The sequence below is a fragment of the Porphyrobacter sp. ULC335 genome (assembly GCF_025917005.1).
Classification (GTDB): Bacteria; Pseudomonadota; Alphaproteobacteria; order Sphingomonadales; family Sphingomonadaceae; genus Erythrobacter.
On record NZ_CP078091.1, the window covers coordinates 1,960,686 to 1,974,214 of the forward strand.

At 65.0% G+C, this 13,529-nt stretch carries 6 protein-coding genes; 4 read left to right on the forward strand and 2 right to left on the reverse strand.

The window, feature by feature from the left end:
• The first annotated feature begins 19 nt into the window (after window positions 1–19).
• On the forward strand, window positions 20–1,051 hold the full coding sequence (locus KVF90_RS09355) for a DUF2332 family protein (protein ID WP_264391323.1): 1,032 nt from the start codon (window positions 20–22) through the stop codon (window positions 1,049–1,051).
• A 14-nt stretch (window positions 1,052–1,065) separates the two neighbouring features.
• On the opposite strand, the gene KVF90_RS09360 is transcribed toward KVF90_RS09355, so the two are convergent.
• Together KVF90_RS09360 and KVF90_RS09365 are read right to left on the reverse strand one after the other, a co-directional pair.
• Entirely contained in the window at window positions 1,066–2,337 is a 1,272-nt protein-coding gene (locus tag KVF90_RS09360) for an HD-GYP domain-containing protein (RefSeq protein WP_264391324.1), read from the reverse strand.
• 108 nt (window positions 2,338–2,445) lie between these two features.
• Window positions 2,446–4,350: a methyl-accepting chemotaxis protein gene (locus KVF90_RS09365; RefSeq protein ID WP_264391325.1), complete on the reverse strand. Its 1,905-nt coding sequence runs from the start codon at window positions 4,348–4,350 to the stop codon at window positions 2,446–2,448.
• A gap of 231 nt (window positions 4,351–4,581) precedes the next feature.
• On the opposite strand from KVF90_RS09365, the gene KVF90_RS09370 reads away from it, so the two are divergent.
• From KVF90_RS09370 to KVF90_RS09380, 3 genes are all read left to right on the forward strand, one after another.
• The gene (locus tag KVF90_RS09370; RefSeq protein WP_264391326.1) at window positions 4,582–5,616 is read left to right on the forward strand and encodes a chemotaxis protein CheB; all 1,035 of its coding nucleotides are present in this window, start codon (window positions 4,582–4,584) and stop codon (window positions 5,614–5,616) included.
• A gap of 104 nt (window positions 5,617–5,720) precedes the next feature.
• The gene (locus tag KVF90_RS09375) at window positions 5,721–12,560 is read left to right on the forward strand and encodes an autotransporter-associated beta strand repeat-containing protein (RefSeq protein ID WP_264391327.1); all 6,840 of its coding nucleotides are present in this window, start codon (window positions 5,721–5,723) and stop codon (window positions 12,558–12,560) included.
• 141 nt (window positions 12,561–12,701) lie between these two features.
• Window positions 12,702–13,523 carry an SDR family NAD(P)-dependent oxidoreductase gene (locus KVF90_RS09380; RefSeq protein ID WP_264391328.1) on the forward strand — a complete coding sequence of 274 codons (822 nt, stop codon included), beginning with the start codon at window positions 12,702–12,704 and terminating at the stop codon, window positions 13,521–13,523.
• Window positions 13,524–13,529: the final 6 nt, after the last annotated feature.

Below are 13,529 nucleotides of genomic sequence, written 5' to 3' on the forward strand. Positions count from 1 at the left end.
CCGCGCAGTGCATCAGCTGATGATCGAAGCGCGCAAAGCCGAAGACTTCGGCAAACCCCGCGCGGCTGCGTTGATGCAGGCACTGGCACGCGTGTTGCCTCACACAGGCGCGGTTTACGCTGTGATCGAGCACTGGCCGGGCGACCTTGCTTCGGACGGCGTGATTTTCCGGCTGAATGCAGGCTTGCACGCGCTTGCCCTGTCCGGACAAGGAGGCGCGCTTGGACGGCTTTATGGCGCGGGTGACTTACCTGCGCCCGCGCAGCTTGATGATGCGCTGGCGTACATGCTGGACAGCCATGCTTCCGATCTCCTCGGCTGGCTCGCGCATCCGACCCAGACCAACGAAGTCGCCCGGGTTGCCGGACTGGTGGCTGCGCTGCTCGAACTGGGGAGAAACCGTTCGCTGCCCTGCGAGGTGCTGGAGCTGGGCGCGAGTGCCGGTCTCAATCTCAATTTTCCGCATTATGCTGTACGTCTCGGCGGCTGTAATGTCTGCGCCCCGTCGAGCGCGGTGACCTTGACCCCGGGCTGGCGCGGGAAAGATGTGCCTGGCGGGCCGCTGGTCATCACGCAGGCGCGCGGCGTCGATCTCCATCCGCTCGATGTTTCAGATGATGCGCATCGCCATAACCTCAAGGCCTATGTCTGGCCCGGCGAGGCCGCCCGCGCGGCCCGGCTCGACGCGGCCATCGGGATCGCCTTGCGCCATCCCCCGAAAGTGGCAACGGGCCTTGCGAGCGAATGGCTCGCGCGCCAGCTTGCCGTTCCGCAAGCGGCGGGCGTGCGACGGGTCGTGTTCCACTCGATGGTTTTGCAATATGCCGACGCGGCCGAGCGGGCTGCGATTGATGCTGCCTTTGCCGACGCGGGCCGACGTGACGACCCCGATCGTCCCCTCGCACGGGTCAGCATCGAATGGCGCCCTGACCGCAAAGCGGTGGAGCTGCGGATTGCGCAGTGGGATGGCGGCGCGCAGCAGGGCGAGGCGCGGCTCGCGGCGATCTGCCACCCCTATGGCGAATGGATCGAGTGGCGCGGGCTCACCTGAGCGCGCGTTTGCGATCAGGCCCGCGCTTGGCTGCGGTAGGCGCTGAGGAACACCAGTTCGCGCAGTTGGGAATCTTCGGGGAGGTCGAGCCCGGACAAATCGGCAATGCTGACGATCCGCTCGTCGTCATTGCCTTGGGCAAGAGCGATGCGGTGCGGCAGGATGCGCTCGCCCGATTCCAGCGAGTAAAAGGCCTGCACCACCGGCCGCATCGGATCTTTGCGATCCTCGTCGATCACCATCGCCAGCTTGCGGCTGCTCAGCACCACAAAGGCGCCGACCGGGTAGAATCCGACGGTTTCGATGAACTGGCGCAGGATGTCTTCGTCGAAGGCGCCTTTCTGTGCGCGCATTGCCTCCACGGCGGCGGCCGGATCAAGCTTGGGGATCTTGTCGGTGCCGGCCATCAGGAATTCGAAGGTGTCGCAAATGGCGGCCATGCGGGCGACGACCGGGATGTCGGTTCCTGCAAGGCGCTTGGGATAGCCCCGGCCGTCCATCCGCTCGTGGTGGAGGAGGCAGCCGTCAAGCACCAGCTGCGGCAGGCCGCCGTCGTTCTCAAGCGCACGGTGGCCCAGAAGGACATGGCTTTGCCAGACGCGCTCATCAAGATTGCGATAATTGCCGCCGGGCGGATCGCCAGCGACCGGCAGATAGATCACGCCGATGTCCAGCAGCAGTCCCGCGAGCCCGCAATTGTGGATGTCCTGCGCGGGCAGTTTCATGCGGTCCGCCAGCGCCACCATCAACGCGCTGACCGACAGGGCATGGCGGAAAATCTGCTCGTTCTTGAGCTTGCACCGCATGAGCCCGCTGAAGGCCTGCGGGTTGCGCCGGACCGAGGCGAGAATATCGCTGACAACCGGCTCCACCTTGCGCACATCAAGCGCCTTGCCCAGCCGTGCGGCGATAAAGGCCTTGTTGAGCTTCTCCCTTGCCTGATCGGCAATCGCGGCGGCGCTTTCGAGTTCCTGCGTCATCGAGACCGGCTGCGTGGCTGACTGCTGCACTGCACTGCGCTGCCTGATGCTCTTGATCCGCGACGTTGCGGGTGAGTCCGGTTGCGGTGCCGCGGGTGCCTTCGTATGGGCGGGCGAGGACATGTCCTTGCCCTTCGCCGTGTCGATCACGACCGCGCGCAAGCGGCTCTCCTTGATCGCGGCGAGCTTTTCCGTGTCCTCGATCAGGAACTTTGCTTTCCAGAACGGATGGTCGAACCAACCGCCCTCGAACTTGTGGACGAACATGCCCAACTGAAGTTCGGAAACTGCGATCTGCTTCAACATGGAGTTTGCCCTACTTCCGGGGATTGCGTTCGGGTTTTTAGAGATTTGTTCTTTGCAATTGGCTGGCACGGTCCCCGGCAAATTACCTAGCTACGGGCAAGGGGCTGATCAGAATTCGCTCCAGTCGTCCTCGTCTAAGTCGGTTGTGAGGGCTGGTGCGGGTTTGCGGGCGAGGTTGCCGGTGACTGGCGGCGGTGCGGGCTGTGCGGGCTGTGCGGGCTTGCGGGGGGCGGGGGCTATGCGCGCGGCTGGAGCCGGAGCGCGGGCGGGTGCGGGTGCGACGTAGCTTGCAGGTGCTGCCTGTTCTGCGCCGCTCACCCGGAACTGGGCGACCAGCTCGCTGAGACGCTGCGCCTCGGAGGACAGGCTGCGGGTCGCAGCGGTGGATTGTTCGACCATGGCAGCGTTCTGCTGGGTCATGCGGTCGATGGTGCCGACTGCGACGTTCACCTGCTCGAGGTTGCTGGCCTGCGCGGCGGTGGTCTCGGCGATCGCGCCGACCTGCTCGGTGACCGATCCGACCTGCGCGACGATCTCGGCGAGCAGCGTGCCGGTCTCGCCGACAAGGCTCACCCCGTCGCCGACATGGGCGGTGGACTTGTCGATCAGCGCCTTGATGTCGCGCGCGGCCTCGGCAGAGCGCTGGGCGAGGGCGCGGACCTCGTTGGCGACCACGGCAAAGCCCTTGCCCGCCTCGCCGGCACGCGCTGCTTCGACACCTGCGTTAAGCGCGAGCAGGTTGGTCTGGAACGCGATGCCGTCGATCACGTCGATGATCTGGGTGATCTCGCGCGCGGAGTGCTCGATCGCGCCCATTGCGGCGACCGCCTTGCCGACCACGGCCCCGCCTTCGGTGGCGCGGGTGTGGGTCTTGGCGATGGCGGTCTTGGCGGCGATGGCGTTGTCGGCGGACTGGCGGGTGAGGCTGACGGTGGTTCCGACCGATGCGGCGGTCTCTTCAAGGCTGGCGGCCTGCTGTTCGTTGCGCAGGGCGAGGTCTTCGGATGCGGCGCGGATCTCGTCGGAACTGGTGCGCACGCCGCTGGCGGTGGAGCGCACCGCACCGATCATCGCCTCAAGCTTGCCGACCGAGGTGTTGAACGCATCCTGCAACCGCTGATGCTCGCCCGGCGGCATGCCGCTGATCCGGTGAGTCAGATCACCCTCGGCAAGGCGGTCCAGCGCGCCGGAGAGAGTTTCGACAACTTCACCCTGTTCCTCAGAACGCGCCTTGTCCGATTTGAGCGCGGCGCGGAATGTCTCGATCGCGCGGCTCATCGTGCCGATCTCGTCCTCGCGGTGGATCGTGGTCACCCCTGCATCATGGTCGCCCGCGGCCATGTCGTGCATGGTTTCGGCGGTGATGTAGATCGGCCAGAGCACCTTGCGCCGGAACGCAAGGTAAGCGCCTGCCAGAACACCCAGCACGAGCAGCACGGCCACAAAGCCACCGGCAATCACCAGCATCTGGATGACTGCATTCTGTTCCTTTGCCGCAGCCGTCAGGCTTTCGCTTTGCGCCACCAGATCGCCATTGGCGCTGCGGTGCGCGCGATAGATCAGCAGAAGCCTGCGATGCGAGGCTTTCATGGCCGGTTCGTCCCAGCGCTTGGCGGCGGGTTTCAGTGAGGTGTTGATCTCGTCCCAGAAGGCCTTGCTGGTCTCCTGCGCATACTTGTCCAGATCCGCCTTGAGCTTGTCTGAAAGCGGTCTCTGCGCCCAGCGGCGTTCGGCTGCCCAGTACTCCTCTTCCAGCTTCCTCAGACGCTCCTCGTTGATGGCATAGGCATCCCGGTGGATCGCCATGATGCTGGCGTTGCTGAAGGCTTCGACGAGAAACATCGGCGGGGGCAGAATATCGGCGCGGAAATCGGAGAGCATTTCCTCCTCGTTATCGAGCGCGCCGCCATTCCGTATCTGGTTCATTCCGATGCCCGCGGCCAGCAGGATTGCCGCCACGAACCCGCCGAGCGTCATTGCGCCGACCCGCGAATATCTCTCGATCGTCATCATGCTTTGCCCTGTTGGGCCCGCGGACCTGCGCCGACACGGGCGAATTACAGGGTCCGGCTTACATGCGGTTCTGGTAAGGTGTTTTTGCCATGCGCCTATGCGCAAGCCCCTAAGCGAAGCGCGCGAATTTGTTCGCGGCTCGCACGCTAACGCAGCCGTTCAAAGCGCGCCGAAAGGTGTGCCCGGCCAGCAGCGGCCGGTTCAGGATCGAAAGCGAGAGGCTGAGCGAACATGGCCAATGTGAGAGTACTGGTAGTCGACGATTCCGCAGCAATGCGTGCATTGTTCTGCGACATCCTCGACAATGCCAAGGGCGTGGATGTGTGCGGCACGGCCAAGAACGCCGATGAAGCACGCGACCAGCTCGACAAGCTGAAACCCGACGTGCTGACGCTTGATGTCGAGATGCCGGGCATGAGCGGGATGGAGTTCCTCGAAGAGGTGATGACGACCCGGCCGATGCCGGTCATCATGCTCTCCAGTATCACCCAGGCCGGAACCGGCACCGCGCGGCGCGCGATCGAGCTGGGGGCGGTGCATTGTTTTCCCAAGCCGCTCCACACTTCGCGCGAGGAGTTTGATGCGACCGTGCGGCAGCTGGGCGATATCGTTCTGAAGGCCGCCGCGGGAGAGTTGCAGCCCGGCGGCGAGAGCGCAGGGGCAGGCTCGGGCGGCGGCGCGCGCTATCGCAGCGATGGGCGGATCGTCGCGCTCGCTTGCGGGGCCGCGGGGATCGAGACTGCACGGCAGGTGCTGGCTGCCTATGATGCGGCTTGCCCGCCCACGATCGTGCTGTTCGATGCCGAACCTGCAGCAGTCGAGAACGCAGTGCGCGCGATGCGTCATTCGCTCCCCTGCCAGTTGGGCGATGCGGTCGACGGCGTGACGCTGGAGCCGGGCAAGGTCTGGCTCGCGCACGACCCGACTCGCCACGTTATCGTCGAGCCGGGCGAGCCGCCGCGCCTGCGACTGGTCGAGCGCGATCCGGTCAATGGCTGTCGCCCCTCTGCCGACCTGTTGTTCGGCTCGCTCGCGCGCACCGGACTTCCAGCACTTGGCGGTCTGCTGACCGGCAGCGGCACGGATGGTGTGCGCGGCCTTGGCATCCTTTCCGAGACCAAGGGCAAGGTGTTCGTGCAGCGTCCGGCCGACTACGCCCCCCGTGACCGCTATGATGCTGTACGTGCGCAAGGCCTTGATCTTGCCGATCTGCGGCAAGAGGCTGTCCCCGATTGGATTTTGGAGGCGACCAACGCGGATAGTTAATTTGGGGTTAGTCGCATAAAACCACCGTATCGGGCGCTTTTTTGCCTTTGCCTGACTAACATGTTGGGATAGGGCAGCCCTTCAAGATTTGAGGGGGAATCGACATGGTCGAAGTGCGTTCGCGTAAGCCTGCTGCTGGTAAGGTTGTTTCATTTGGCAAGCTGGCGGCTTCGGGGCTTTTGAGCTCCACGGCGCTTCTCCCGGCGATCAGCGCAGTCGCTGCGGCCGGTCTGATGCTCGCGCCGGGTGCAGCCCATGCGCAGGATCTCGGCGCGGGTGGCGCGGGCGGCGGCGGCGGCGGTGCGGGCGGCGTTTCAAGTTCGACGGGTGCCGGTGGCCCGGGTGCCGGTGGCGTAGCTGCCGGAGCGGGCGGCGGAGGAGGTGGCGCTGGTAGCCCAGCTGGCGCGGGCGGCGCCGGCGAAGGTGGAGCGGCCGGCGGTGCGGGCGGCGTTGGCAACTTTTCCGGCCCCGGCCAGAACGGCCAGAATGCGACCACACCAAATGGCGGTGGTGGTGGTGGTGGTGGCGCCACATTCACGCGTTCCAACACCTTCAATGCCACCGTTTCTGAAACGAACTTTACAACCAATTGGTCGGGCGGCGGTAACGGCGGCGCGGGCGATGGGTCAGGATCGGGCGGCGGCGGCGGGGCCGGGGGTGCGCGCCGCCTCACGTTCAATGCGGTCTATAACCTTGGCCTTTCTGGCACTACGAATATCCGAGGCGGCGCTGGTGGCAATGGTGGCGCTGGTGGCGCGACAGGAAATGGCGGCAATGGCGGCGATGCTGGACCCGGCATGCTCCTGATCCAAACCAGCACCACGAACACGGGCGCAGGCTTGTTGGTGAGGGGCGGTGCGGGCGGAAATGGCGGCGCCGGAGTCGTTGCAGGTTTTGGCGGTAACGGCGGCGCTGGCGCGATCCAAATCGGCGGCACGCTCAACAACGCCGGCACCCTTATTGGTGGCAATGGCGGCGCAGGTTCGGTCGCGGGCCGGGGCGGCGTTGGTCTGATCGGCACAAACATCACGCTCAACAATACGGGCACCATTATCGGTGGCCAGTCGGGCGACTTTTCGTCGCGTGCGCCCGCGATTCGCTTTGCGGGCACGAACACCGTTAATGCCATCGGCATCACGATCGGCGGTATCGACATCGCTTCGGGTACGACGACCTTCAACCCCGGCGCGGGCTTCTTCAGCATCGACAGCCTGTCGGGCTTCGGTGATCTTCAGGTCACCTCGGGCACGCTGATCATCGGCAATTCCAGCGCGCCTCCGACGGCTTTCAGTGGCGCGATCTCGGGCAATGCCAACCTGCTCAAGACCAGCAGCAGCACGCAGGTGCTGCTCGGCGACAACACCTACACCGGGACCACCACCATCGATGGCGGTTTCCTCGTTCTGTACGACGGCAGCCTTGCCGGACCGGTCATCAACAACGCCGGCTTCTCGGTCGGCGGTGTCACCGGTAGCCGCCTGTTCGGCGATCTGACCAACAATAGCTTTGCCGAGATTTTCGGTCAGGTTGATGGCGCGGTTCAGAACAATGGCCGGATCACCACTCTCGGCAACAGCACCTATCTCGGGACGGTCACGCAGGCTGTCGGCGGGCAGTTCGAACTCAACAACTTTGACGTCAGCATGGGCGCACTTGCGGGCGGCGGCACAGTGCAGCTGGGTTCGGGGACGCTGACAATCGGCACGACGAGCGGCGCGACCGGCTTCTCGGGCCAGATTTCGGGCAGCGGCGGCGTGACCAAGGTTGGTGACAGCACGCAGGTCTTCGTCGGCGACCAGACCTATACGGGGCTCACCCAGATTGATGGCGGCTTTCTCGTGGTGGCGGGCGGCAGCCTTGCCGGATCGGTGCTCAACAATTCGCGCTTCATCCTCGATGGTCGCGTGTTCGGTGACTTCACCAACAACAACATTGCGGAAATCGATGGCCGGGTTGACGGGAACACCGTCAACAATGGCCGCGTTATTCTGCTCGACGACAGCACCTTTGTCGGATCGTTCACGCAGAGCATTTCGGGCTCCAGCCTCGAACTCAACGATTTCGATGCCAGCGTCGGCGGCCTTGGCGGCGGCGGCACCGTGCAACTGGGCGCGGGCACGCTGACGATCAACAACGACAGCGGCGCGATCGGCTTCTTCGGCCAGATTTCGGGCAGCGGCGGGGTCATCAAGGAGGGCGCCGGCACGCAGGTCTTCGCCGGTGCGCAGACCTATACCGGCCTCACCGAAGTGCGGGGCGGCAATCTGGTCCTGTTCGGCGGCAGCCTTGCCGGATCGGTCCTGAACAACGCGACCTTTACCATGGACGGTGGCAGCCGCGTGTTCGGTGGCCTCACCAATAATGGTCTGGCACTGCTTTCCGGCCGGATCGATGGCGCAATCTTCAACAACGCAACGATCGAGAGCATCGGGGACAGCGTCTTTATCGACCGCTTCACCCAGGCCGCGGGTGCGACCTTCGACCTCGATGGCTTTGACGCGACCCTTGGCAGCCTCGACGGCGCTGGCTCGATCCTGCTCGGGTTGGGCAACCTGACAATCGGCACCGACAACACGTCTTCGGCCTTCAGTGGCACGATTGCGGGCGGCGGTGACCTGATCAAGATGGGTACCGGCACCTTCACGCTGTCCGGCGTGAACTCCTCTTCCGGCGTGACGCAGGTGGACGAAGGCACGATGGTGCTGGCTGCCAGCGGGCAGATTTCAGGTCTTGTCCGCAACAACGCCACCTTCATCAATGCGGGGGCCGTCAATGGCGGGTTCCTGAACTCCGGCAACCTTACTTCGACCGGTACGATCCTTGGCGGGCTTACCCAGTTTACTGGCACCAATGCGATCGTCTCCGGCGTCCTTAACGGCGCAATCAACAGCGGCGGCACGCTGATCGTCAACGGCGATCTGTCGAGCGACGGCTTCCTCACCAACAGCGGCAGCGGCTCTGTGCAGGTGCTGGCTGGGACGCGTTGGACGGGCCTGACCGGCATCGACAACACCAGCACCGTCAATCCCGGCTTTACCGTCGCAGGCGAGTTGGTGAACGTCGGCACCATCACCAACCGCGCCGGTGCGACATTCAACATCGCCGGCAGCGGCATCGTGAGCACGAGCTTCCTCACCAACCACGGTACGATGCTCAACAACGGCAGCCTCACCGCCGACATCTTGAATACGGGCACGATCACGAACGCGGGCAGCTTGTCGAGTGACTTCGTCAATGACGGCACCCTGATTTCGACCGGCTTCTTCACCGGTGCGCTCGCCAATAATGCGGGTGGCACTGCCAACCTTGCGGGTGTGTTCGACGGTTTCATTGTCAACTCGGGGACGGTGACGCTCACCGGAACCACCACTGGCATCATGGGCTTTGATCAGACCGGCACGGGTATCTTCAACCTCGCCGGATTTGACACCACGATCGGCCGCCTTTCGGGCGCCGGTCAGGTGCAGCTGGGCTCGGCGACGCTGACCACTGGCGGCAGCAACGCCTCTAGCACCTTTAGCGGCGTGATCTCGGGCTCGGGCGCATTGACCAAGGTGGGCAGCGGCACGCTGACCCTGAATGGAGCGAACACCTTCACAGGCCTGACCACCGTTTCAGACGGTGGACTGCTCCTTGATTCCGCTGGTACACTGGCGGGTGCGGTCCTTAACAATGCAATCTTCCTCAACGCAGGCACGGTAAACGGCCTGGTCACCAATAATGGTGATTTGGGCTCGGCGGGGACCCTCGATGGAGGTCTGATCAACAATGCGGGCGCAACGGCCAGCCTTGCTGGTACTGTAAACGGCGGGATCACCAACGCTGGCACCGTCCGCGTTATCGGCCCGCTGACCGCCAGCGGGGCCTTCAATCAGACCAGCACCGGCAGCTTGCGTTTGCAAGGCTTTGCGGCCTCGCTCGGCAGCCTTGCCGGAGCAGGCACAGTCACCCTGGGCGGCGGCGCGCTGACCACCGGGACAGACAACACCTCGACCACCTTCGGCGGTGTGATCTCCGGTGCGGGCACCCTGACCAAGGTCGGCACCGGCACCTTCACGCTGACCGGCGTGAACACCTATACCGGAACGACCTTCGTCAACGCCGGTACGCTGGCGCTTGCTGCGAGCGGCGTGATTGCCGGTCCGGTGCGCAATGCTGCGATCTTCACCAATGCTGGCACGGTCAATGGATCGTTGCAGACCTTCGGCACGGCAACCAACTCCGGCACGATCAATGGGGACGTGCGCGCGGAAACCGGGGGCACCTTCACCAATCAGGTGGGCGGCACGGTCAACGGCAACGGATTCAGCTTTGCCACGCTTAGCAATGCGGGCACGTGGAATGGTGCCTTCGTTATCAATGGCGGTGGAACGATCACCAACACCGGTGTGTGGAGCAACGGGTCGGCCAACTCCTCGCTCATCACCAACGGGCTGTTCGACAACTCGGGCACATTGAGCGGGCTCGCAGTCAGTCTGAACGGGACGAACGCGCGGCTGATAAACCGCGCGGGCGGGACTATCGCGCTCAACGCAGGGCAAGCGCTGTTCATCTCGAGCGGCGCCCAAGTCACCAACGCTGGCGCGATCACTGCAACCGTGGGCAACTCGGGCACCTTTATCTCGACCGGGACGGTCAACGGATTGCTGTCCAATCAGGCGGGCACCGCGATCGCCCAGCTGGCCGGTGTGATGAACGGTAACATCAACAACGCCGGTACTATCACGCTGACCGGCACCACCACGGGGATCGGCATCCTCGAACAGACTACGTCCGGTGTGTTCAACCTTGGCGGGTTCAACACCACGATCGGCGTGCTGTCGGGTGCGGGCCAGATGAACCTGGGTGCTGGCACCCTCACTACGGGTCGCGATGCGGTCAATTCGCAGTTCAGCGGTGTGATTGGCGGCACCGGCGGCCTTGTGAAGGTCGGCACTGGCGGCCTCGTTCTGACCGGCACCAACACCTACACCGGCGGCACAACGATCAGTGGCGGTGTGTTGCAGCTGGGCGGTGGCGGGACCACGGGTTCGATCATCGGTCCGGTGATCAACAACGGCACGTTGTTGGTGAACCGTTCCGATGCCTACACCTTTGCCGGCAACATCAGCGGCACAGGGATGTTCGTGCAGGATGGCACCGGTACCACCACGCTGACCGGGACCAACACCTACAGCGGCGGCACTCTGATCAGCCGCGGGCGTCTGGTGGGCAACACCACTTCGCTGCAGGGCGCGATCCAGAACAACGCAGCGCTCGAATTCGCGCAAACCACGGCCGGCACTTACGCCGGATCGATTGCGGGTGCGGGCCTGTTCGACAAGACCGGCGTTGGGCTGCTGACGCTCACGGGCAACAGCAGCGGCTTCACCGGCGGCACCTTCGTTCGCGGCGGCGAGCTGCGCGTGAACGGCAACCTGTCGCGTTCGGTTGTCACGGTGCAGACGGGCACGACCCTGTCGGGCACCGGCGTGATCGGCGGTCTGATCGCACAAAGCGGCAGCACGGTTGCACCCGGCACCAGCCCGGGCACGCTCAACGTCAATGGCAACGTCACGCTCCAGGCGGGCAGCACGGTGCAGTTCGAAGTCAGTGCCACTGGCCCCTCCGACCGGATCCTCGCGACCGGCACGGCGGCGCTTGGCGGTACGGCCGCGCTCACCAACCTCGGCGGCACCTACGCCTTCAATAGCGAGATCGTGCTGTTGCAGGCTGATGGCGGGCGCACCGGGACCTTCAGCGCCACCACCGGCACGGCCGGGTTCGGCATCCTTTACCGGCCCGAACTGGTCTACACCGCCAACCAGGTCCGTCTGCGCATGGCAGCCAACACGCTTGGCAACATCGTCGGCAACACGGCGCTTACCGCCAACCAGCGTTCGGTGGTGAACCGCATCGATGGCGCGGTGGCCGCGGGTTACAACCCGCAACCGCTGTTCAACATCTATGCCCTGCCGACCGCGCAGCTGCCGGGTGCCTTCGACCAGCTCTCGGGCGAGGTCTATGCGACCGCGGCCGGCGTCGGGATCGAGCAGGAGCGTCTGCTGCGTGAAGCGGTGCTGGGCCGTGCTGCCTCGGCGGCGATGGCGGCACGCACGACGCCCGGTGCGGGTTCGGGCGTGGGCGCCTGGGGCCAGCTGTTCGGCGGTTGGGGCGATGGCGATAGCGACGGCAATGCCGCCGCCTTCGACACCGACCGTATGGGCTTCGTCACCGGCCTTGATTACGGCAAGGCGAACGAGAACGGCAGCTGGCGCGCGGGTGTGTTCGGGATGCAGATCCAGAGCGATGTCACCATCGACGCACGCGGATCGGCGAGCGAGGTCGAGCAGTCGGGTGCTGGTGCTTACGCATCGCTCACCACCGGCGGGTTCGGCGTGACGCTGGGCGGTTATCTGACCGAGGTTGATCTGCGGGCCTTCCGCAACATCAACCTGCCCGGCTTTGCCGAGACCAATGTCGGCGTGACCGAGGGCAAGGGGCGTCAGGCCTTTGCCGAGCTGTCCTACACGATCGAGGCCGGCAAGGCGCTGATCCGTCCCTTCGTGGCCGGTTCGATCGGCACCTTCAAGCTGGATGGTCTGCGCGAGACAGGCGGCGCTGCGGCGCTTGATGTCGCCCGCCAGAGCTACTCGACCGGCACGGTGACCGGCGGGATCGACGGATCGGTCAAGGTCGGCAAGGTCCTGCGTCTGGGCGGTTCGCTCGGTGCGCGTGCCCAGCTGGGCGACCGCGATCCGCAGGCCCTGATCGCGCTGGCCGCCGCTCCGCAGCAGGCCTTCGCCATCGACGCCGCGCAGCTCGACGAAGTGGCCTTCGCCGGACGCTTCGACGCCGTGCTGGAACTGGAGGAGAACCTCATGATCTCGGTCGGATACACCGGCCTGATCGGCTCCACCCAAACCGACCACGGCGCTCGCGCAACGGTACAAGTGCGGTTCTAAAGCGCCTCATTGCCACACAAACACAAGCCCGCTCTTGCCCATGGCAAGGGCGGGCTTCGTGTATCCGGAGACTAGCATTTCAGCCGCTTGGGAAACGCGCCGGTTGCGATAGTCTCTCTTCCGGATCGGAGGGGAGAGGCCATGACAGGATCACTTGCAGGCAAGGCGGCGCTGGTTACGGGTGCAGGGCGCGGTCAGGGGCGTGCGTTCGCGCTCGCGCTGGCCGAGGCGGGCGCGGATGTCGCGATCTGCGATGTCGGTGCGGCGGCTGTCGAAACCGTCGGCTATGCGCTCGGCGGATCGCTCGGTGAAGTCGCGCAGGCGATCGAAGCGCAGGGTCGCAAGGCAGTGGCGATGGCCTGTGACGTGCGCGATCAATCGCAGATCGATGCCTTCATGGCCGCGACGCTTGAGGCCTTCGGGCGGATCGATATCGTGATCAACAATGCCGGGATCCTGACGGGCGGACGCCCTGCGCACGAGCTTGATGACGCGATGTGGACGACCATGATCGACGTCAACCTGACCGGCGCCTGGCGCATGGCGCGCGCGGCGGTGCCGCATATGATCGCGCAGCAGCAGGGCGGGCGGATCGTCAACATCGCCTCGGTCGCGGGGCATGTCGGGACGCCCGGCTATGCCCATTACTGCGCCTCGAAGCACGGCTTGATGGGCCTGACGCGGGCGATGGCGGGCGAGCTTGCGCCGCACGGGATCACCGTCAACGCGCTGTGCCCGGGATTGGTCGATACCCCGATGGTGGCCCATGCCACGGACGAAGTCGCCGCTGCCCGGGGGCTCAGCGTCGACGAGGCTTACGAGCTCCAGCTGACCCCGCATCTTATCAAGGAGAAGATCAGTTCCGAGCAATCGGCGGCGGCAGTCATGTATCTGGTGAGCGAGGCAGCGCGGGTGGTGACGGGGTCAGCTCTGACGATCGACGCCGGGTGGTCGGCCGTCTGAACGGCC

What these genes read in the sequence shown, in the direction of transcription:
- KVF90_RS09355 (WP_264391323.1), top strand. Translation starts at nt 20, where the DNA reads ATGATCGAAGCGCGCAAAGCCGAAGACTTCGGCAAACCCCGCGCGGCT.
- KVF90_RS09360 (WP_264391324.1), bottom strand. Translation starts at nt 2,337, where the DNA reads ATGTTGAAGCAGATCGCAGTTTCCGAACTTCAGTTGGGCATGTTCGTC.
- KVF90_RS09365 (WP_264391325.1), bottom strand. Translation starts at nt 4,350, where the DNA reads ATGATGACGATCGAGAGATATTCGCGGGTCGGCGCAATGACGCTCGGC.
- KVF90_RS09370 (WP_264391326.1), top strand. Translation starts at nt 4,582, where the DNA reads ATGGCCAATGTGAGAGTACTGGTAGTCGACGATTCCGCAGCAATGCGT.
- KVF90_RS09375 (WP_264391327.1), top strand. Translation starts at nt 5,721, where the DNA reads ATGGTCGAAGTGCGTTCGCGTAAGCCTGCTGCTGGTAAGGTTGTTTCA.
- KVF90_RS09380 (WP_264391328.1), top strand. Translation starts at nt 12,702, where the DNA reads ATGACAGGATCACTTGCAGGCAAGGCGGCGCTGGTTACGGGTGCAGGG.